This is a genomic window from Streptomyces sp. JB150, assembly GCF_011193355.1.
Lineage (GTDB): Bacteria > Actinomycetota > Actinomycetes > Streptomycetales > Streptomycetaceae > Streptomyces.
The window spans coordinates 5,355,623-5,376,348 of the sequence record NZ_CP049780.1 but is presented as its reverse complement, the minus strand read 5'-3'; the positions used below and the strand labels follow the sequence as shown (position 1 = coordinate 5,376,348).

18 protein-coding genes are annotated in these 20,726 nt (G+C 73.2%); 5 read left to right on the top strand and 13 right to left on the bottom strand.

The features are described from left to right. Positions 1-43 precede the first annotated feature (43 nt). From G7Z13_RS24915 to G7Z13_RS24905, 3 genes are all read right to left on the bottom strand, one after another. The gene (locus tag G7Z13_RS24915; RefSeq protein WP_166002461.1) at positions 44-238 is read right to left on the bottom strand and encodes an acyl-CoA carboxylase epsilon subunit; all 195 of its coding nucleotides are present in this window, start codon (positions 236-238) and stop codon (positions 44-46) included. Positions 239-256: 18 nt separating this feature from the next. Continuing rightward, positions 257-1,840, bottom strand: a complete 1,584-nt coding sequence (locus G7Z13_RS24910; protein ID WP_166002460.1) for an acyl-CoA carboxylase subunit beta — start codon at positions 1,838-1,840, stop codon at positions 257-259. A 154-nt stretch (positions 1,841-1,994) separates the two neighbouring features. Next, positions 1,995-4,370 carry a polysaccharide lyase 8 family protein gene (locus tag G7Z13_RS24905; RefSeq protein ID WP_166005271.1) on the bottom strand — a complete coding sequence of 792 codons (2,376 nt, stop codon included), beginning with the start codon at positions 4,368-4,370 and terminating at the stop codon, positions 1,995-1,997. A gap of 306 nt (positions 4,371-4,676) precedes the next feature. Here G7Z13_RS24905 and G7Z13_RS24900 point away from each other — a divergent pair, with 306 nt between their 5' ends. Continuing rightward, complete coding sequence (locus tag G7Z13_RS24900; protein ID WP_166002459.1) at positions 4,677-5,228, top strand: YceI family protein; 552 nt, start codon at positions 4,677-4,679, stop codon at positions 5,226-5,228. A gap of 130 nt (positions 5,229-5,358) precedes the next feature. Here the strand turns inward: G7Z13_RS24900 and G7Z13_RS24895 are convergent, their stop codons facing one another. After that, on the bottom strand, positions 5,359-5,946 hold the full coding sequence (locus G7Z13_RS24895; RefSeq protein WP_166002458.1) for a YdeI/OmpD-associated family protein: 588 nt from the start codon (positions 5,944-5,946) through the stop codon (positions 5,359-5,361). 210 nt (positions 5,947-6,156) lie between these two features. Between G7Z13_RS24895 and G7Z13_RS24890 the strand changes: the two genes are divergently transcribed. Both G7Z13_RS24890 and G7Z13_RS24885 read left to right on the top strand, forming a co-directional pair. After that, positions 6,157-6,423 (top strand): hypothetical protein, encoded by a 267-nt coding sequence (locus tag G7Z13_RS24890; RefSeq protein ID WP_240926339.1) that lies wholly within the window; start codon positions 6,157-6,159, stop codon positions 6,421-6,423. A 41-nt stretch (positions 6,424-6,464) separates the two neighbouring features. Further along, on the top strand, positions 6,465-6,965 hold the full coding sequence (locus G7Z13_RS24885; protein WP_166002457.1) for an N-acetyltransferase: 501 nt from the start codon (positions 6,465-6,467) through the stop codon (positions 6,963-6,965). Between the two features lie 142 nt (positions 6,966-7,107). Here G7Z13_RS24885 and G7Z13_RS24880 read toward each other — a convergent pair whose 3' ends face one another. From G7Z13_RS24880 to ureA, 7 genes are all read right to left on the bottom strand, one after another. Further along, entirely contained in the window at positions 7,108-8,472 is a 1,365-nt protein-coding gene (locus G7Z13_RS24880; RefSeq protein ID WP_166002456.1) for a hypothetical protein, read from the bottom strand. A gap of 219 nt (positions 8,473-8,691) precedes the next feature. Beyond that, entirely contained in the window at positions 8,692-10,296 is a 1,605-nt protein-coding gene (cimA, locus tag G7Z13_RS24875) for a citramalate synthase (protein WP_166002455.1), read from the bottom strand. 333 nt (positions 10,297-10,629) lie between these two features. Continuing rightward, complete coding sequence (locus G7Z13_RS24870) at positions 10,630-11,232, bottom strand: TetR/AcrR family transcriptional regulator (RefSeq protein ID WP_166002454.1); 603 nt, start codon at positions 11,230-11,232, stop codon at positions 10,630-10,632. Beyond that, complete coding sequence (locus tag G7Z13_RS24865) at positions 11,229-11,555, bottom strand: hypothetical protein (RefSeq protein ID WP_166002453.1); 327 nt, start codon at positions 11,553-11,555, stop codon at positions 11,229-11,231. Before G7Z13_RS24865 ends, G7Z13_RS24870 begins: the two co-directional genes overlap by 4 nt. Before the next feature lie 38 nt (positions 11,556-11,593). Next, positions 11,594-12,616, bottom strand: coding sequence for an agmatine deiminase family protein (locus tag G7Z13_RS24860; RefSeq protein ID WP_166002452.1), 1,023 nt, complete (start codon positions 12,614-12,616; stop codon positions 11,594-11,596). Positions 12,617-12,630: 14 nt separating this feature from the next. After that, on the bottom strand, positions 12,631-14,343 hold the full coding sequence (locus G7Z13_RS24855; RefSeq protein ID WP_166002451.1) for an urease subunit alpha: 1,713 nt from the start codon (positions 14,341-14,343) through the stop codon (positions 12,631-12,633). Beyond that, complete coding sequence (gene ureA / locus G7Z13_RS24850; RefSeq protein WP_166002450.1) at positions 14,340-15,035, bottom strand: urease subunit gamma; 696 nt, start codon at positions 15,033-15,035, stop codon at positions 14,340-14,342. Before ureA ends, G7Z13_RS24855 begins: the two co-directional genes overlap by 4 nt. 146 nt (positions 15,036-15,181) lie before the next feature. Here ureA and G7Z13_RS24845 point away from each other — a divergent pair, with 146 nt between their 5' ends. Further along, positions 15,182-16,651, top strand: a complete 1,470-nt coding sequence (locus tag G7Z13_RS24845; protein ID WP_166002449.1) for a cytosine permease — start codon at positions 15,182-15,184, stop codon at positions 16,649-16,651. Here the strand turns inward: G7Z13_RS24845 and G7Z13_RS24840 are convergent. Beyond that, entirely contained in the window at positions 16,648-17,736 is a 1,089-nt protein-coding gene (locus G7Z13_RS24840; protein ID WP_166002448.1) for a branched-chain amino acid aminotransferase, read from the bottom strand. The genes G7Z13_RS24845 and G7Z13_RS24840 overlap by 4 nt on opposite strands. 263 nt (positions 17,737-17,999) lie before the next feature. Next, entirely contained in the window at positions 18,000-19,043 is a 1,044-nt protein-coding gene (locus G7Z13_RS24835) for a 3-isopropylmalate dehydrogenase (protein WP_166002447.1), read from the bottom strand. Between the two features lie 130 nt (positions 19,044-19,173). Between G7Z13_RS24835 and G7Z13_RS24830 the strand changes: the two genes are divergently transcribed. After that, positions 19,174-20,715, top strand: a complete 1,542-nt coding sequence (locus tag G7Z13_RS24830; RefSeq protein ID WP_166002446.1) for a metallophosphoesterase family protein — start codon at positions 19,174-19,176, stop codon at positions 20,713-20,715. Positions 20,716-20,726: the final 11 nt, after the last annotated feature.

Below are 20,726 nucleotides of genomic sequence, written 5' to 3'. Positions count from 1 at the left end.
GTCCTCCCGGAGGAGAGCGGGGCCGTGGGCACCGTCAGGACGCTCAGCGCCAGCTGTGCGGGGCGCGGAAGCCCGGTTCGCGTTCCAGGCGGCGCCAGCCCGCGCGGACGCGGCCGCCGTGGGACGGGGTGGTCTCGGCGGGGCGGGCGGCGGCGCGGGCCAGGAGGAGGGCCGTGAGGGCGGCGACCTCCTCGGGCTCGGCGTGGCCCTTCTCGACGCGGATGTCAGGCAGGGACATGCGACAGGCTCCTCGGGGTCACTGCGGGGGGTTGCCGTGCTTGCGGGAGGGCAGGTCGGCGTGCTTGGTGGCCAGCATCGCCAGGGACTTGATCAGCACCTCGCGGGTCTCACACGGGTCGATGACGTCGTCGACCAGGCCGCGCTCGGCCGCGTAGTAGGGGTGCATCAGCTCGGACTTGTACTCCTTGACCATGCGGGCCCGCATGGCCTCGGGGTCGTCGGCCTCGGCGATCTGACGGCGGAAGATGACGTTGGCCGCGCCCTCCGCGCCCATCACGGCGATCTCGTTGGTCGGCCAGGCGTAGGTGAGGTCGGCGCCGATGGACTGGCTGTCCATGACGATGTAGGCGCCTCCGTAGGCCTTGCGCAGGATCAGCGAGATCCGCGGCACGGTGGCGTTGCAGTAGGCGTACAGCAGCTTCGCGCCGTGCCGGATGATGCCGCCGTGTTCCTGGTCGACGCCCGGCAGGAAGCCGGGGACGTCCAGGAAGGTGATGATCGGGATGTTGAAGGCGTCGCACATCTGGACGAAGCGCGCGGCCTTCTCGGACGCCTCGATGTCCAGGACGCCTGCCAGGACCTGCGGCTGGTTGGCGATGATGCCGACCACCTGGCCGTCCAGGCGGGCCAGGGCGCAGATGATGTTGCGGGCCCAGCGCTCGTGCACTTCGAGGTACTCGCCGTCGTCGACGATCTCCTCGATGACCTTGGCCATGTCGTACGGCCGGTTGCCGTCGGCCGGGACCAGGTCCAGCAGGACTTCCGAGCGGCGGTCCGCCGGGTCGGAGCATTCCACGCGGGGCGGGTTCTCGCGGTTGTTCTGCGGCAGCAGCGACAGGAGGTAGCGCACCTCGGCGATGCACGTCTCCTCGTCGTCGTAGGCGAAGTGGGCCACGCCGCTGGTCTCGGCGTGCACGTCCGCGCCGCCCAGGCCGTTCTGGGTGATCTCCTCGCCCGTCACCGCCTTGACCACGTCGGGCCCGGTGATGAACATCTGCGAGGTGTCGCGGACCATGAAGACGAAGTCCGTCAGGGCCGGGCTGTAGGCCGCGCCGCCCGCGCACGGGCCGAGCATCACGCTGATCTGCGGGATGACACCGGACGCCTTGGTGTTGCGCTGGAAGATGCCGCCGTAGCCGGCGAGGGCGGAGACGCCCTCCTGGATCCGGGCGCCGGCGCCGTCGTTGAGGGAGACCAGCGGCGCGCCCGCCGCGATGGCCATGTCCATGATCTTGTGGATCTTGGTGGCGTGGGCCTCGCCCAGCGCGCCGCCGAAGATCCGGAAGTCGTGGGCGTACACGAAGACCGTGCGGCCCTCGACCGTGCCCCAGCCGGTGATGACACCGTCGGTGTACGGCTTCTTCGCCTCCAGGCCGAATCCGGTCGCCCGGTGCCTGCGCAGCTGCTCGACCTCACGGAAGGACCCCGGGTCGAGCAGCAGGTCGATGCGCTCCCGGGCGGTCAGCTTGCCCTTGGCGTGCTGCGCCTCGGTCGCCTTCTCGCTCGGGCCCGCCAGTGCCTGCGCACGGATCTCGTGCAGCTCGGCCACCCGGCCGCGCGCGTCCGTCGGCTCACCCGTCGCCTCATCCAAAACGGTCATGTAGCGACCTTACGAAGGAGAGCGGGGAAAGCGAGCCGTCGACTCCGTACAGTCTCCGGCTCGTTTTCCTGGTGCTCCCTCACAGAACCGAGGCGCTGTGCAGGCTTTCCGACTGCTCAGGGGGTCCGGACCTTGTAGGGCTCCCACAAAGACGTCATCCGAGTGCCACCTCGCATTCATGTGTGGCGCATTCCGTCCCCGGAGTGACGCGCAGCCTCAGCCGGGCCCCCGCGGCGAGGACCTCCACTGTCTCATCCGCCCGGATCACCTCCCGCACCGGACGGTCCCAGACCATTTCCAGGGGGTCTCCGGTGCGGGGCGGTTCGCTCAGGTGGAGGCGGGCGGTGCGGCCGTGGCGGCGCAGCAGCACGCTCGCCCCGGCCGACGCGGTCAGGGGTCCGGCCGTACCCGGCTGCCAGAAGGTGGCGGCGGTCAGGCCGAGGGACGGCACGCGCACGGCCTGGCGGGCGGCGTCGTTGGCGAGCACCGTCAGCCAGCGGCGGTCGGCGGCGCGGGCGGCCACCGTACGGCGGGACGCGCCCGGCATGAGGACGTACTGGTAGTGCGCGCCGGCCGGGTCCGTGCCGTGGTCGAGCCAGAGGGTCTGCCAGCGGCGGGTGCGCCGCTCGGTCGTGCCGGCGGTGTTGATGCCGGACCAGGCTCCGGTGCGGTCCTCGCGCAGGGTGCGCAGCCCGCCGTGCGGGACGATCCAGCCGCCGTGGCCCTCCAGGTGGGCCCAGCCGGGGCCGCGGACGAAGGTGTGCGTGCCGTTCTCGCCGAGGTTGCGGTTGTCGACGACCGTCTCGACGGGGACGCCGTCCGCGCAGTGGATGCCGGCACCGAGGCAGACGATCGCGTCGGCGAGGAAGAACCAGGACTTGCGGGCCTCCAGGGTGGAGCCGAGGCCCTTGAGGTGCTGGCCGACGGCCGCGAACTCGCCGTCGGTGGTGCCGCCGACCCAGCGGGCGTCGGGCCGGGGCTCGCCCCACTCCCCGCCGGCGCGGTCGGGCAGGCGCCTGGTGGAGACGGTGGTGCCGGGCAGGCGGTACCAGTCGACGGTGGGCCAGTACCAGTCCGTGTACTGATCGGACCGGCCGCCGAGGCCGGGCGCCCACCAGGAGAGCATGCCGGCGCCGGTGTGCCAGCCACGCGGGTTCTCGCCGTTGCCGCACTCGTAGTGGGCGATGCGGTCGCTGGCCATGGCGAGGGCCGCTGTGAAGGCGGGGCGGCGGTGGACCGCGCGGTCCATGGCGGGGAAGAGGCGATGACCGACGGGTTCGGGGGCGGCCGGGACGGGTGCGGCGGCGACGGCGTGCAGCCGGGAGAGGTCGGCCACGTCGAACTGACGGGCCGTCAGGATCGGACTGACGCGGTCGCGTTCGATCCAGCCCTTCACCGCGGCGTGCCAGCGGTCCCGCTCGGCGGGGCTCGCGCCGAGGGCGAGGAGCGCGATCGCGGCGATGATCCCCTGGCCGTGGAAGTGGTCGCTGCGCATCACCCGCCGTTCGTCGGCGGCGAGCAGGCCGCGGCTGATGGCCCGGCCGTTGACCATGTCCATCACCAGGCCGTCGTGGATCAGCGGGGCGTAGGCGCGCTCCACGCTGTCGAGGACGTTCTGTCGGCTGGGGTCGGTGACCTCCCAGGGGGATCCGGCGAGCAGGGCGAAGAGGCGGCCGAGTCCGTCGAGCATCACCTGGCCGTAGGTGCCGGTGTAGGCGACGCGGGTGTGCTGGACGAAGGACCCGTCGGCGTAGAGGCCGTCGCCGCGGGTGACGTAGGGGAAGACCGGCGAGAGGGCGTCGCGGGCGAGGGCCAGGCGGTCCGGGGCGCGGCCGAGGATGCCGCGCAGGGCGACGGAGCGGCACAGGTCGACGCGGTTGGCGCCGGTGGAGGTGCCGGAGTAGTCGGCGAACATCGCGTCGGGGACGAAGTGGTCGACGGCGGCGCAGGCGGCGGCGATCCGGCCGGCGCCGAGGTGGTCGTACAGGGCCGCCGTGATGTCGGTCAGGAGGCGGGGGCTGCCGATCTGCCATTCCCACCAGTTGCCCCAGCGGGTGGTGCCGGGGTGGTAGACGGTCGCGGCGAGGTGGTCGAGGCCGTGCAGGACGGCCGCGAGGAGGTCCGGGTCGCCGGTGGAGCCGGTGGCGGGCTGGACGTAGGCCTGGGTCATGGTCCACAGGCGGGCGTAGGCGCGGGTGATGCCGGCGGGCGGGTCGTAGGGGGTGTCCGGCCACAGCGCGGTCGGCGGCGGGGCCGCGGGCAGGGCGGCGCGGAAGCGGCGGGCGAGGTCGCCGGTCTCGGCGAGGCGGGCGGCGTAGGGGGCGGCGGCCGGGTCGTAGCCGGTGCCGAGGGCGAGGTCGAGCCAGCGGCGGCGCAGGGCGTCGTACGGGTCGGCGGCGCGGGCGGACGGGTCGGCGGGCGGGTCGGCGGCGGCGTGGGCCGGGGACGGGGCGGGCGCGGCGGCGGTCCCGGCGAGGGCGGTGGCGAGGAGGACGGCTCTGCGGCTGAGTGGGGCGCGTTCCGACGTCATGCTCATGCCCTCTAGCAGGAGAGCGGGTCCGGGGGAACCGGGCGGGACGCCGACGCCGCGCGGAAGGCCCCGGTCGGCCGAACCGGCGGCCGAAGCGGCGACCGAACCGGCGCGGCAGCCGTCGGTGCCGGCCCGTAGGCCCGTAGGCCCGCACCGCGCGGGTAGGCCCTGGCCGGAAATCGCGCCTCGGCCGGACATCCCGCCGCGACACCCCACCAAGGATGTTGAAACTTGAACGGAATAGGTCTACGGTGGATGGCGTTCACCTAGTTGAACATTCAACGTTCCGTCCCCGAGGAGAACACCATGAGCCTGGACCTGGCCACCCTGACCGGTGACTACACCATCGACGCCGCCCACACGACCATCGGCTTCACCGCCCGCCACGCCATGGTCACCAACGTCAAGGGCAAGTTCCTCGACTTCAGCGGCTCGCTGCACCTCGACGGCACCGACCCGTCGAAGTCGTCCGCGTCGATCGACGTGAAGATGGACAGCATCGACACCGGCAACGCCGACCGCGACGGTCACCTCAGGAGCGCGGACTTCTTCAAGACGGACGAGTTCCCGACCATGACGTTCCGCTCCACCAAGGCGGAGTCCCTGGGCGGCGACGACTACCGCGTCACCGGCGACCTCTCCATCCTCGGCGTCACCAAGCCGATCACCATCGACCTGGAGTTCAACGGTGCCGCGAAGGACCCGTTCGGCAACGAGCGCGTCGGCTTCGAGGGCAAGGCGACGATCCTGCGCTCCGAGTGGGGCCTGACCTGGAACGCGGCGCTGGAGACCGGCGGCTTCCTGGTGTCCGACAAGATCAAGCTGAACTTCGACATCTCGGCGATCAAGAACGCCTGAGCCGTCGCCGACGGCCCGCGTCGCACACCGCGAACCCGCCCGCCACTCCCCCTTGGGAGGGCGGGCGCTCGCCGTCCCGCGGCGGTACGACCCCGCTCCGCGGTCTGCGGCATGACCCCGCTCCGCGGTCTCAAGTGCCTTCGCGGCCGCGCCCCTGCCGCAACTTGCCGACCGCCGCCGCCAGCCGGGCCGCCCGCCGCTCGGGGGTCCGGGCGCGCAGCAGGTCGAGGATCACCAGGTACCGGTCCGTCCTGCCGAGCCCTTCGAAGGCCGCCTTCGCCGCGGGGTCGTGCTCCAGCGCCGCCGCGAGGTCGTCCGGGACGGTGGCGTCGCGCTGTGACGCGTACGCCGCCGCCCACCGCCCGTCCGCCCGCGCGGCCTCGACCTCGGCGAGCCCCGCGGGGCGCATCCGCCCGGCGGCGGTCAGCTCCGCGACCCGCCGCACGTTGACCTGGGACCAGAGGCTGCCGGGGCGGCGCGGGGTGATCCGCTGGAGGCAGTGCGAGGCGTCGAGGGCCTTGCGCTGCCCGGTGATCCAGCCGTGGCACAGCGCCGCGTCGTTCACCTCGGCGGCCGTCACGGAGGGCAGCCCCGAGCCCTTCTTGGCGACCTTCACCCACAGCCCCGGATGCGGTGCGGGATGCCGGGACAGCCAGGCGTCGAGCTGGGCGGCGGTCGCGAAGGACAGCGGCTCTCGCGGGGGAACCTGAGAGGTCATGGGACCACCGTAGGCGCCGTACAGGACAGCAACCGACCTATATGGCCGGGCGAGCGAAGGTGCGCGGTCCATGATGGACGCATGACCGCGTACTCGCGCCCGGACGAGGGCCCCGACTGGATCGTCCTCGACACCTACGAGACCGACGGCGGCCACCGCCGTCCCCTGGCCGCCGTCCACGCTTGACTGCGTGAGCGCGGCATCGACTGGATGCCGTTCCCGCCGGAGGACGTCCGCGTGGACCGGATGTGCGGGCCCGGAGCCGACGGGCACTGGCGGTCCTGGGTCAGCGTGGCCGTGCCGGCGCCGGTGCTGCGGCGGCTCGGCCTGCACCCCGGCCAGGCGACGGCCGCGGCGGGCGGGACGTCACCGCCCCGGTGGTGGCACGCCGCGGGCGAGCGGTACGCCGAGGGCGCCGGGCGCTGGACCGGAGACCGAGCGGCGGGAGGGGGTCCGGCTGGCGGTGGCACCGGTTAACCCGGTGCACGGGGCGGTGTGCGCGTGGTTGGCTCGCGCCCATGACCTGGCTGCCGCGCGACTTCGTCCACCCCGTCCACGTCGAGCTGCCTGGCGGCGGGGGCCACCGGCTGCGCCCCATCAGCGGCGCCGACGCGCCGCTCGACTATCCCGCCGTGATGGGCTCCCGCGAGCGGCTGTGGTCGGTCTACGGGCCCGCCTGGGGATGGCCGCCCGCCACCATGACGTACGAGGCGAACCTCGCCGACCTGGAGCGGCACGCCGTGGAGATCGAGGCGCACCAGTCGTTCAACTACACCCTGGAGAGCCCGGACCGCACCGCCCTGCGCGGCTGCGTCTACATCGACCCGCCAGAGAAGCGGGGCGCCGACGCGGAGATCTCCTGGTGGGTGGTGGACGAGGAGGCCGGCGGGCCGCTGGAGCGGGCGCTGGACGCGTTCGTGCCGCGCTGGATCGCCGAGGCCTGGCCTTTCGAGCGGCCCCGGTTCATCGGCCGGGACCTCACCTGGGAGGAGTGGCTGCGGCTGCCGGACCACGCGTGAGCGGCCGGCGGACGGCGACCGGGTGAGGCCGGAGGCCGCCGGGTGAGGTCCAGGGCCGCCGGGTGAGGTCCAGGGCTACTGGGTGAGTCCAGGACCGCCGGGTGGGGGCGAAGGCCCGATGGGCGAGGGCCGCCGGGTCAGGTCAGAAGCCGCCGCCGAAGTCGCCACCGCCACCGCCACCGAAGTCGCCGCCGCCGCCGAAGTCCCCGCCCCCGCCGAAGCCGCCGCCGAAGTCGCCGGTGTCGAAGTCGCCGCCGGAGACCTCGCCGCCGTCGTAGCCGCCGGAGTCGCCGTAGCCGGCGCCGTAGTCGGCCGCGTAGGCGGGGGTGGCCATCATGCTGCCGAGCATGGTGCCGACGAGCAGGCCGGGCAGCAGGCCGCCGCCGAAGTAGCCGCCCGCCCAGGGGCCGTAGGCGGGGCCCGCGTCCCAGTAGGGACGGCGGCCGTAACCGGTGTCGACCTCGCGGATCATCGGATCGAGTCCGTCGGCGAGCCGGGCCCGGTCGGCCGCGCAGACCGGAACCTCGCGGGTGGCGCCGCCCTCCGGGGTCCAGGTGACGTCGGCCACGGACGGGCCGTGCCGGGGGTCGAAGAAGCACGGCGGCCGGCGTTCCGGCAGCGGCCGGCCCTCGCGCCGGGCGGCGAGCCGGGCGAGCGCGAACCGGCCGTCCTCCAGCGCCTCGGTCACCGGGCGCACGTCCTCCGGTTTTCGTGCCGCCGCCATCCGGGCCTTCGCCACCTCATAGGTGTCCAGGGCGTGGGCGTAGTCGGCGCGCATCGCGTCGTCGGCCGCCGGGTCCCCGGGCCGGAAGTCGAGGCGGTCCAGTTCCTCGCCGAACGCGGTGATGTCCTCGTCGACCACCACGCGCAGCTTCTCCAGGGCCGCCCGCTGCTCCGCCTCGTGGCGCCGCCGGTTGCGGCGGACCAGGGCGTACGCGCCCGCGCCGCCCGCCGCGAGCACCGCGCCGGTGGTGACGAGCGCGGTGGTGGAGACACCGGTGTCGGCGGACCCCCAGGAGGTGGGGGCCGAGCCGCCGACGCCGCCGCGCAGGGCGTCGTCGACGAAGTCGTTCAGCTGGGCCTTGGCGTCACCCGCGCCCTGCACGGCCGTGACCAGGTTGGACACGCCCTGGCGGCTCAGCACCCTGCTGTCGGCGCGCGCGTCGAAGCGGTCGCCGACCCGGACGCCGTACAGGCCGGTGACGCCGGTCTCGGTGCGCAGGTTGCGGAACAGGTTCTGCGTCGGCTGGTCGGCCGGGAGAACGGCGATGAACACGGGCTTGTCCGCGTCCTCGATCTTGTCCGCGAGCGCTTCGGCGTCCGCCTCGGACAGTACGTCGGCGGCGGCCGGATCGACGTAGACGGGGCTCTCCCGCAGGGCCTGGGCGACCACGGAGAGGTCGGTGGCCGCATGCGCTCCCGGCGCACCGGCCGACAGCACCGCCAGCGCGGCGGTGACCGGCACGATCAGCAGGCGTACGAAGGTACGCGACAGTGCGGCCTTCATATGTTCGAAAGTACCCGAAACGGGCGAATATTGACATCGGTCCCGGACGGCACCGCGCAGCGGCTCCCGGCACGGCCGGCCGCAGGTACGGCCGCGGTGCCGACCGCACGGGCCGGCACCCGGACCTCGGCATCTGGAGGGTGCACCCGGACCTCGGTACCCGCCCCGGCGGGTTCCACGCGTCGCGGGAACCCGCCGGGCCCGTGCCGGGCGCGCGGCTCACTCCGCGGGCTGTACCCCCGCCCGCAGCAGGCCGTAGGTGCAGGCGTCCTCCAGGGCCTGCCAGGAGGCGGCGATGACGTTCTCCGCGACGCCGACCGTCGACCACTCGCCGGTTCCGTCCGAGGTGGAGATCAGGACCCGGGTCGTGGACTGCGTGCCGTGCTTGCCCTCCAGGATGCGGACCTTGTAGTCGACCAGCTCCAGCTGGGCGAGCTGCGGGTAGATCTTCTCCAGGGCGACGCGCAGCGCCCGGTCGAGGGCGTTGACCGGGCCGTTGCCCTCGGCGGTGGCGACGATCCGCTCGCCCTTGGCCCACAGCTTGACGGTGGCCTCGTTGGCGTGGGTGCCGTCGGGGCGGTCCTCGACGATGGCCCGCCAGGACTCGACCTCGAAGTAGCGCAGCGGCTTGCCCTGGACCTCGGTGCGCAGCAGGAGTTCGAAGCTCGCGTCGGCGGCCTCGTAGGTGTAGCCCTGCAGCTCGCGTTCCTTGACGCGCTCAACGACCCGGCCGACCAGTTCGCGGTCGCCGCCGAGGTCGATGCCCAGCTCCTTGCCCTTCAGCTCGACGGACGCCCGGCCCGCCATGTCGGAGACCAGCATCCGCATGGTGTTGCCGACCTGCTCGGGGTCGATGTGCTGGTAGAGGTCCGGGTCGACCTTGATGGCGGAGGCGTGCAGGCCGGCCTTGTGCGCGAAGGCGGAGAGGCCGACGTACGGCTGGTGGGTGGAGGGGGTGAGGTTGACGACCTCGGCGATGGCGTGCGAGATCCGGGTCATCTCGCGCAGCCTGCCGTCGGGCAGGACCTTCTTGCCGTACTTCAGCTCCAGCGCGGCCACCACCGGGAACAGGTTGGCGTTGCCGACGCGCTCGCCGTAGCCGTTGGCGGTGCACTGGACGTGGGTGGCGCCCGCGTCGACGGCGGCGAGGGTGTTGGCGACCGCGCAGCCGGTGTCGTCCTGGGCGTGGATGCCGAGCCGGGCGCCGGTGTCGGCGAGGACGGTGGCGACGACGGCGTGGATCTGCGCCGGGAGCATGCCGCCGTTGGTGTCGCACAGGACGACCACGTCGGCGCCGGCCTCCGACGCCGTACGGACGACCGCCTTGGCGTACTCGGGGTTGGCGCGATAGCCGTCGAAGAAGTGCTCGCAGTCGACGAAGACCCGGCGGCCCTGGGCCTTGAGGTGCGCGACGGTGTCGCGGACCATCTCCAGGTTCTCGTCGAGGGTGGTGCGCAGGGCCAGCTCGACATGGCGGTCGTGGGACTTGGCGACCAGGGTGATCACCGGTGCGCCGGAGTCGAGGAGCGCCTTGACCTGCGGGTCGTCGGCGGCGGTGGTGCCGGCCCGGCGGGTGGAGCCGAAGGCGACGAGCTGGGCGTGGCGGAAGTCGATCTCCGCCTGGGCGCGGGCGAAGAACTCGGTGTCCCGCGGGTTGGCGCCGGGCCAGCCGCCCTCGATGAAGCCCACGCCGAAGTCGTCCAGGTGCCGTGCGATGGCGAGCTTGTCCGCGACCGTGAGGTTGATGCCCTCGCGCTGCGCGCCGTCGCGCAGGGTGGTGTCGAAGACGTGGAACGAATCGTCGAGCTCGCTGGATGCGGTCATGATGGGAAGGCTCCTGTAGGGGGATCTCGGTCTACCGGAATGACCGGCTCCACCGTCCTTCTGTGATCCCTCGCGCTCTTTTCCCGGCTGGGGGTGGGCCAGGAAAACGAAAAACCTCTCGCGGGTGCGAGAGGTCTGCGCGCGGGTCGAGGACGACGGTGTCCGCCCGTACCGGGTCGTACGAGGCGGTCACTGCGGACCGGCGCGCCTGCTGCCAATAATCGTGGCGAACGAGAGCACGGGGGCAGTCTGGCACAGACCGACCCTCCGTGACCGGCCTGTCTCAGTATGCGAGCCCCTGATCACTCGTCGCACCCGCCGGCCGGCGTCGTCTCACGCGTCCGCGAGGAGGGTCTGGTCCAGGAACTCCCGTACGTGACCGAGGATCTGCTCCCGGTCGGTGCCGCGCAGGCCGATGGCGACGTGGATGGCGAAGCCGTCGAGCAGCGCCCGCAGGCGGGCGGCGAACCGGTCGGGGTCGACGGGGCGGAACTCGCCTCGCGACACGCCCTCGGCGAGCAGCGCGACCAGGTCGCGGTGCCAGGCGCCCTCGATGGCGACCTGCCGGTCGCGGGCGTCGTCGTCGGCGTTCTGCGAGCGGTTCCAGACCTCCAGCCACAGCGTCCAGTGCGGGTCGCGGTGGCCGTCGGGGACGTACAGGTCGACGTAGGCGTCGAGGCGTTCGCGGGCCGGCACGGGGCGGGCCAGCAGCCGCCCCCGCTGCGCGCCGAGACGGCCCTCGCTCCACTCCAGGGTCTGCAGCAGCAGCTCGTCCTTGGTGCGGAAGTAGTAGAGGAGGTGGCCGCTGCTCATGCCGACCTCACGGCCGAGCGCGGCCATGGTCAGCTTCTCCAGACCGCGTTCGGCGATCATCCCCATCGCCGCGGCGAGGACGTCCTCGCGCGGCGGTGCGGGGGTACGGCGACGGGTGCTCACGGGGCGGCCTCCACCCGGACGGCGTCGGGCTGGAAGCGGTGCCGGCCGGGGCGGGGGCACGCGCCGGCCGGCGTGCCGGCGGCGGCGCGGCCGCGGGCGTCCCGGCAGCGGGCCGTCCGGGTGCGGCCGGGCCGGCCGGCCTCGCGGATGCCGCGCCCTTCGGGTCTTCCCGCGTGGGCGACGCGCGGCACGGCCGGCGGGGCGTGCCGCGAGCCGTCGGTGTTCGGCGGGCCGTCGTACGCCGGGCGGCCGGACGGCCGGGGCAGCAGCCGCGCCGGTTCGGTGGGAGGGCGGCCGCACGCCGCGCAGACCAGGACGTTCACCCGTATGTTCTACCCGACCGGGCCTCCCGCGCGGACCGTCAGCGGACCTTCGGCTGCTGCTGGGTGATGCAGTGGATGCCTCCGCCGCCCGCGAAGATCCGGCGGGCGTCGACGAGGGTGACCGTCCGGTCGGGGAACAGGCGGCGGAAGATGCCGGCGGCGACGTCGTCGTTCGGGTCGTCGAAGGCGCACAGGACGACGCCGCCGTTGCAGAGGTAGTGGTTGATGTAGGAGTAGTCGACCCAGTCGCCGTCCTCGTCCTTCAGGACCGTGGGCGCGGGGATCTCCACGACCTCCAGGGGGCGGCCCTCGGCGTCGGTCTGGGTGCGCAGGATGTCCAGGTACAGCCGGGAGCGGGCGTGGTCGGGGTGGGCGGGGTCGCGCTGGCTGTGCACGAGGACGGTGCCGGGCCGGGCGAAGGCGGCGACGATGTCGACGTGGCCCTGGGTGCCGTACGTGCCGTAGTCGCCGGCCAGGCCGTGCGGGAGCCAGATCGCCTTGGTGGTGCCGAGCTTGGCGTGGACCTCCGCCTCGACCTGCTCGCGGGTCCAGCCGGGGTTGCGGCCGGAGCCGAGCTGGACGGTGTCGGTCAGCAGGACCGTGCCCTCGCCGTCGACGTGGATCGCGCCGCCCTCGTTGACGAGGGGGCTGGCGAGCACCGGGACTCCGGCGAGGTCCGCGACATGGCGGGCGATCTTGGAGTCGTGCTCCCAGCGGGCCCAGTCCTGGCCGCCCCAGCCGTTGAACACCCAGTCCACGGCGGCGAGCCGGCCCTCCTCGTCGGTCACGAAGGTCGGGCCGATGTCGCGCATCCACGCGTCGTCCAGCTCGCGCTCCACCAGGTCGATGTCCGGGCCGAGCAGTGCCCGCGCGGACTCCGCCTGGCCGGGGCCGTGCACCATCGTCACCGGTTCGAAGCGGCGCACGGCGCGGGCCACGGACGCCCAGGCGGCGCGGGCCCCGGCCAGCTCCTCGTCCGTGGTGAACGTCGGGTTGGGGCCGGGCCAGGCCATCCAGGTGCGCTCGTGCGGGGCCCACTCGGGGGGCATGCGGTAGGTCATGGAGATGTCCCGGGTCAGAGGAAGTAGAGGCGGTTGAGGGAGACGGAGTCGGCCGGTTCGGAGCGCAGGGGCTCGCCGTCCAGCGTGACGAGGCCCGTGCGCTGGTCGACGTCGACCGCTCCGATACGGGAGTTCAGGCGCAGGTCGGCCGGCCCGATGCCGCGCGTGCCGCGCACGGCGACCCGGCGGCGGCGGGTGGGCAGGGTGTCGCGGCCCTGGTCGAGGGCGGCCCGCGCGACGAAGGCGACGGAGATGTCGGCCGGGGTGGCCCCATGCGCGCCGAACTGCGGGCCGAGCACGAGGGGTTCGCAGGTGTCGGTGGCCGCGTTGGGATCACCCACCACGCCGTACGCCGGGAAGCCCGCCTTGAGGACGAGCTGCGGCTTGGCGCCGAAGTACTCGGGGCGCCACAGCACGATGTCGGCGAGCTTGCCGGTCTCGATGGAGCCGACCTCGTGGGCGAGGCCGTGCGCGATGGCCGGGTTGATGGTCAGCTTGGCCATGTAGCGCAGGACGCGCTCGTTGTCGTGGCCGGTGTCCGGGCCGCCGAGTTCGGCCTTCATCTTGTCGGCCATGGCGAAGGTGCGGCGCACGGTCTCGCCCGCGCGGCCCATGCCCTGCGCGTCGGACGAGGTGATGCCGATCGCGCCCAGGTCGTGCAGCACGTCCTCGGCGCCCATCGTGCCGGCGCGGATGCGGTCGCGGGCCATGGCGACGTCGCCGGGCAGGTCGGGCTTGAGGTCGTGGACGGAGACGATCATGCCGTAGTGCTCGGCGACCGCGTCCCGGCCGAAGGGCAGGGTGGGGTTGGTGGAGGAGCCGATGACGTTCGGCACGCCCGCCATCTTCAGCACGTTGGGCACGTGTCCGCCGCCGCAGCCCTCGATGTGGAAGGCGTGGATCGTACGGCCCTCCAGGACGCGCAGGGTGTCCTCGACCGACAGGCACTCGTTCAGGCCGTCGCTGTGCAGGGCGACCTGGACGTCGTGGTCCTCGGCGACGCGCAGCGCGGTGTCCAGGGCGCGGGTGTGGGCGCCCATGTCCTCGTGCACCTTGAACCCGGACGCGCCGCCCTCGGCGAGGGCCTCGATCAGCGGGGCCTCGTGGGAGGACGAACCGCGGCCGAGGAAGCCGATGTTGACGGGCCAGGCGTCGAACGCGTTGAAGGCGTGCCGGAGCGCCCAGGGCGAGTTGACGCCGACGCCCCACACCGGGCCGAACTCCTGGCCGATGATGGTGGTGACGCCGGAGGCGAGGGAGGCCTCCATGATGCGCGGCGACAGCAGGTGGACGTGGGTGTCGACGGCGCCGGCGGTGGCGATCAGGCCCTCGCCGGAGACGATCGAGGTGCCGGTGCCGACGACGACGTCGACGCCGTCGAGGGTGTCGGGGTTGCCGGCCCGGCCGATGGAGCGGATCCGGCCCTCGCGGATGCCGATGGACACCTTGCGGATGCCCTGCACGGCGTCGATGACGACGACGTTGCTGATGACGACGTCGCAGGTCTCGCGGACGGCGGCGGCCTTCAGGTGCAGTCCGTCGCGGGCGGTCTTGCCGAATCCGGCGAGGAACTCGTCGCCGTAGCGCTGCGCGTCGGACTCGACCTCGATCGTCAGGCCCGAGTCGCCGAGGCGGATGCGGTCGCCGGCGCGGGGGCCGTGGGTGGCGGCGTACTCGTGGGGGGTGAGGCGGCGGGCTTCGGCGGGGTGTCCTCCGGGGCGGCTCATCGGTTTCCCTCCTCGCGGGGAACTCCCAGGTATCCGCAGGCGGCGGCCCGGCGCAGGGCCTCTTCCTTCGCGCCCGGCGCGTCCAGCGGCCCGTCGACCAGTCCGGCGAAGCCGATCGCGATCCGCTCGCCGCCGATCGGCACCAGGCCGACCTCGCCGCTCTCGCCCGGCCCGAAGCGCACGGACGATCCGGCGGGGACGGCGAGCCGCATGCCGTAGGCCGCGGCACGGTCGAAGTCGAGCCGCGGGTTGGCCTCGAAGAAGTGGAAGTGCGAGGTGACGGAGACCGGCACGCCCGCGGTGTTGGTGACCCGCAGCCGCACCACGGGCTCCGGATCGGCGTGGGCCGGTCCCGGCAGCAGCGCGCCCGGACCCCGCTCGCCGAGGCCCGCGCCGAGCGGGTCGGAGACGACGGCGAGCCGGGAGCCGTCGTCGAAGACGGCCTCGACCATGACCTCGGTGACCACGTCGGCGACGCCGGGCAGGACGTCGTCGGGGCCGAGCACGGACCGGGCCGCCTCGACGGCCTCGGCGAGCCGCTTCCCGTCGCGGGCTGCCTCGCAGACGGTGTCCGCGATGAGCGCCGTGGCCTCCGGCACGTTGAGCCTCAGGCCGCGGGCGCGGCGGGCGCGGGCCAGCTCGGCGGCTGTGAAGAGCAGCAGCCGGTCACGTTCCGTGGGGGTCAGTCTCATGACGCGGGCACCTCCTTGCCTCCCCAGGATTAGAGCATCACTCTAAACACAAGATTCTCGCAGTGGAAGCATTGACGGGCCACCTTGAGCCACGTCACATTGAGCGCCGTTCAAAACTGTCAGGCGGCGTCGAAGGAGACCAGGCCATGCCGATGGAACAGCGCGGAGTCGACACCATCCCCGAGGAGGAACGCACCAGCACGCCCCGTGACCTGGTGTCGATCCTGCTCGGCTCCAATCTCTGCCTCGGAGTGATCGTCTTCGGCTGGCTGCCGCCGTCCTTCGGGCTGGACTGGTGGGCGTCGGTCAGCGCGATCGTCGTGGGCACCCTGGCCGGCATCGCCTTCACCGCCCCGCTGGCGCTCATCTCGCTGCGCACCGCGACCAACCTGTCCACCTCCTCCGGCGCCCAGTTCGGGGTGCGCGGACGGCTCGTCGGCTCGGTCGTCGGCCTGCTGCTCGCCCTCGGCTACACCGCGCTGACGGTGTGGATCGGCGGCGACGTCACGGTGCGGGTGCTGGGCCGGCTGGTCGGCCTGCCCGCGGGCGAGATGTCGTACGTCCTGGTCTACGGGCTGCTGGCGGCGGCGACCGTCGCGGGCGCCGTCTACGGCTACCGGGTGCTGCTGGCGATGTCCCGCCTGCTCGCGATCGGCATGACCGCCCTGCTGGTCCTCGGCGTGATCGCCTACGCCCCGGACTTCACCCCGGCCGCGCTCCCGGAGACCGGCGGCCATCTGCTCGGCGGGTTCTGGCAGACGTGGGTGCTGGCGGCGGTGGCCGCGGGCCTGTCCGGGCCGGTCGCCTTCATCACCCTGCTCGGCGACTACACCCGCTACATCTCCCCCGCCCGCCACACCCCGCGCAAGGTCCTGAACGCGACCTGGGCGGGCCTGCTGCTCGGCCTGCTGGTGCCGCAGCTGTTCGGCACCTTCACCTCGTTCGCCGCCCGCGCCGCCCTCGACTACGCCGGGCCGCTCGCCGAGGCCGCCCCCGCCTGGTACCTGCTGCCGCTGCTGCTCGCCGCCTCGGCCGGTTCGGTGGGCAACGCGGGCCTGATGCTGTACTCGATGGGCCTCGACCTGGACGCGATCCTGCCGCGGCTGTCCCGGGCGCGGGCCACCTGTACGGTCGCCGTGCTCGCCACGGCCTGCGTCTTCGCCGGGCACTTCGCCATCGAGGCGCAGACGGCGATGACGTCCTTCGTGCTGCTGCTCACCGCGATCGGCACGCCGTGGGCCGTCGTCACCCTCATCGGCTTCGTCCGCTGCGGCGGGGTCTACGACGCGGACGCGCTCCAGGTGTTCAACCGCCGGGCGCGGGGCGGCGCGTACTGGTTCACGGCCGGCTGGAACATCCCGGCCACCGTCTCCTGGGCGCTGGGCGCGGCCGTCGGCGTGTCGGCGGTGGCCCTGCCGTCGTACGAGGGGCCGCTGCTGGCCCTCACCGGCGGGATCGACGTCAGCTTCCTGCTGTCGGGTGCGGTGGGCGGTTCCGCGTACCTGGCGCTGACCGGCCGTACGGGCCGCACGTCGGGCCGCACCGGCCAGGGGAAGGAAACGGCCGCCGCGGAACCGCAGTCCGCGACGGCCACCACCACAGGCGCCGAGGCCTAGCCCAGCTTGTGCATCCAGCCGTGCTTGTCCTCGGCCGTGCCGCGCTGGATGTCCAGGAGGGCCTGGCGAAGGCGCAGCGTGACCTCGCCGGGCTCTCCGCCGCTCTGCTGCCACTCGCCGCCGGCCCGCTTGACCGTGCCGACCGGGGTGATGACCGCGGCCGTGCCGCAGGCGAAGACCTCGGTGAGGGTGCCGTTCTCGGAGTCGCGCTGCCACTGGTCGACGGAGACGCGGCCTTCCTCGGCCTGGTAGCCGAGGTCGCGGGCGACGGTGAGGAGGGAGTCGCGGGTGACGCCCTCCAGGATGGAGCCGGTGAGGGCCGGGGTGACGATCTTGTCGCCGTAGACGAAGTACAGGTTCATGCCGCCCAGTTCCTCGACCCACTTGTGCTCGACGGCGTCGAGGTAGCAGACCTGGTCGCAGCCCTTGGCGGCGGCCTCGGCCTGGGCGAGCAGGGAGGCCGCGTAGTTGCCGCCGGTCTTGGCGTCGCCCATGCCGCCGGGGACGGCGCGGACGCGGTCCTCGGAGACCCAGATGGAGACGGGCTTCACGCCGCCGGGGAAGTAGGCGCCGGCCGGGGAGGCGATGACGAGGAACAGGTACTCGTTGGCGGGCTTCACGCCGAGCCCGACCTCGGTGGCGATCATGAACGGGCGCAGGTAGAGGGACTCCTCGCCGCCGTGCGCCGGCACCCACGCCTTGTCCTGCTGGACCAGCGCGTCACAGGCCTCGATGAAGGTCTCGACCGGCAGTTCCGGCATGGCGAGCCGGCGGGCGGAGCGCTGGAAGCGCAGCGCGTTCTGGTCCGGCCGGAAGGTGGCGACCGAGCCGTCGGGCTGGCGGTAGGCCTTCAGGCCCTCGAAGATCTCCTGCGCGTAGTGCAGGACCGTGGTGGCCGGGTCGAGGGGGATCGGCGCGTACGGCACGAGCTGCCCGTCGTGCCAGCCGCGGCCTTCCGTCCACCTGATCGTCACCATGTGGTCGGTGAAGTGGCGGCCGAATCCCGGGCTGGCGAGGATCGCCTCCCGCTCCGTGTCGGAGAGCGGGTTGGCCGAGGGCTTCAGCTCGATCGTGGGCGTCGTCATGAGTGGTTGTCCTTCACCGGTTGTAGTGACGGGCCGCCGATCCGCTGATCCGCCCGCACCGGCCGCATCCGGCCGGTGGTTGGACGTCCGTGCTCTCCCGCATCCCGCGGCTCCGCGTTCGATTATCTCGCGCGGGGCACGGCGGAAGAAACGGGGTGGCGGCGGCCCAGGGTCGATGGTGGCACCCGGTGGGGGACACGCGAAAGCCGCCGGGCGCCTGGAAAGGGACCCGACGGCTGCTGCGAGGAGGTGCGCGCCGGGCCTCAGCCGGCTACGCGTACGGCGAGCGCGTCGCCGATCTCCGAGGTCGAGCGGGCGGGCTTGCCGGCGCGCTCGGTGAGGTCGGCGGCGACCGCCGCGTCGATCCGGTCGGCCTCGGCGTCGTAGCCGAGGTGGCGCAGCAGGAGCGCGACGGACAGGACCGTGGCGGTGGGGTCGGCCTTGCCCTGGCCGGCGATGTCGGGGGCCGAGCCGTGCACGGGCTCGAACATGGACGGGAACTCGCCGCTGGGGTTGATGTTGCCGCTGGCGGCGACGCCGATGCCGCCGGAGACGGCCGCGGCGAGGTCGGTGATGATGTCGCCGAAGAGGTTGTCGGTGACGATCACGTCGAACCGCTCGGGCTGGGTGACCAGGTAGATGGTCGCCGCGTCCACGTGCATGTACTCGGTGGTGACCTCGGGGTACTCCGCGGCCACCTTGGTGAAGATGTTCGTCCACAGGTGGCCCGCGAAGGTCAGCACGTTGTTCTTGTGGATCAGCGCGAGCTTCTTGCGGGGGCGGGCCTGGGCGCGGGCGAAGGCGTCGCGGACCACGCGCTCGACGCCGAAGGCCGTGTTGACCGAGACCTCGGTGGCGACCTCCTGCTCGGTGCCCTTGCGGATGGTGCCGCCGTTGCCGGTGTACGGGCCCTCGGTGCCCTCGCGCACCACGACGAAGTCGATCTCCGGCTGGCCCTTCAGCGGCGTCTCCACGCCCGGCAGCAGCTTCGACGGCCGCAGGTTGACGTGGTGGTCGAAGGCGAAGCGCAGCTTGAGCAGGAAGCCGCGCTCCAGGACGCCGGAGGGGACGCTCGGGTCGCCGATCGCGCCCAGCAGGATGGCGTCGTGCCGCTTCAGGGCGTCGAGGTCGGCGTCGGTGAGGGTCTCACCGGTGGCGTGGTAGCGCTTGGCGCCGAAGTCGTACTCCTTGGTCTCCAGCTTCACATCCTGCGGAAGGACGGCGGAGAGGACCTTCAGGCCTTCGGCCACGACCTCCTGGCCGATGCCGTCACCCGGGATCACTGCGAGATCGATGCTGCGAGACATGCGGGCACCCTACTCCTCGTCCCATGGGATGACACGCGCTGTCCGCGATGCGGACAGGCCGTGCGGGTCGCCATCCACGGTTCACCCGTATGACGCGCGGCTGTCGGCCCACGCTGGGAAGTTCACCGGCATGGAGATCCCCGACTTCGGTGTCCCGGCCCGGCTCGCGGCCCGGATGAGCCTGGCAGAGCAGCACGAGTACCTGCGCGCGACCCTCACCCGGCGCCGCGCCCTGGTGACGGCCGGGGCCGTCGCGGGCGGGCTGCTGACCGGCTGCGGACCGGACCGGCCGCCGGCCGACGCCGACTCCCGGCCGCCCGGTTCCGCCGTCGTCCCCTTCGGCCGCCACCTGGCCTTCGGCCCCGATCCGCGCACCGCGATGCGGATCTCCTGGCAGGTCCCCGCGCGGGTGCGCCGCCCGTTCGTGCGCATCGGCACCCGCCCCGACGACCTGGGCGGCCGGATCGAGGCGGAGGTGCGGGCCCTGCGCACACCCGAGCTGCCGGGGGTGCGCGCGGCGGTCGAGCAGTACTACGTGCACGCCGCCCTGGACGGCCTGCTGCCCGGCACGACGTACCACTACGGCGTCGGACACGACGGCCACGACCCCGCCGCGCCGGAGCACCGCGCCGCCCTCGGCACCTTCCGCACCGCGCCGGCGAAGGCGGACCGGTTCGTGTTCACCGCCTTCGGCGACCAGGGCGTCGGCGAGGCCGCCGCCGCCAACAACGCGCTGCTGCTGCGCCAGGACCCGGCCTTCCACCTGCACGCCGGGGACATCTGCTACGCCGACCCGACCGGCAAGGGCCTGACCTCGGACGCCTACGACGCGACCCACTGGGACCACTACCTGCGGCAGACCGAGCCGGTGGCGCGGTCGGTGCCGTGGATGGTGACGACCGGCAACCACGACATGGAGGCCTGGTACTCGCCCGACGGCTACGGCGGCCAGTGGGCGCGCTGGTCCCTGCCGGACAGCGGTTTCGACCCGCGCCGGGCGCCGGGCGTGTACGCGTTCACCTACGGCAACGTCGGCGTCATCGCGCTGGACGCCAACGACGTGTCCTACGAGATTCCCACCAACCTCGGTCACAGCGAGGGCCGGCAGACGGCCTGGCTGGACAAGAAGCTGCGCGAGCTGCGCGCCGACCGGGGTGTCGACTTCGTCGTGGTCTTCTTCCACCACTGCGCCTACTCGACCTCCTCGCACGCCTCCGACGGCGGGGTGCGCGCGGAGTGGGTGCCGCTGTTCGCCGAGCACCGGGTGGACCTGGTGATCAACGGGCACAACCACGTCTACGAGCGCACCGACGCGATCCGCGGCGGCGAGGTGGGCAGGCCGGTGCCGGTGGGCGGTTCCACCGATCCGGCGCGCGACGGAACGGTGTACGTCACCGCGGGCGGCGGCGGCAAGGACCTGTACGGCTTCCCGGCGGGGGTGCCGGAGAGCTACGAGGGGAAGGTCGCCGACCGGGAGGCCGTGCCGACGTTCCACTGGACGAAGTCGCGCAAGGCGCAGCCGGAGACCGTGGAGTGGTCACGGGTGCGCTACCGCGGCTTCTCGTTCCTCAAGGTGGAGGCGGAGGGCGGCGCGGCCCCCCGGCTCACGGTGTCGGCGCTCGCCGGGAACGGGGAGCGGATCGACCACTTCGAGGTGCGCAGGGGCGGCTGACCGCCCGGCCG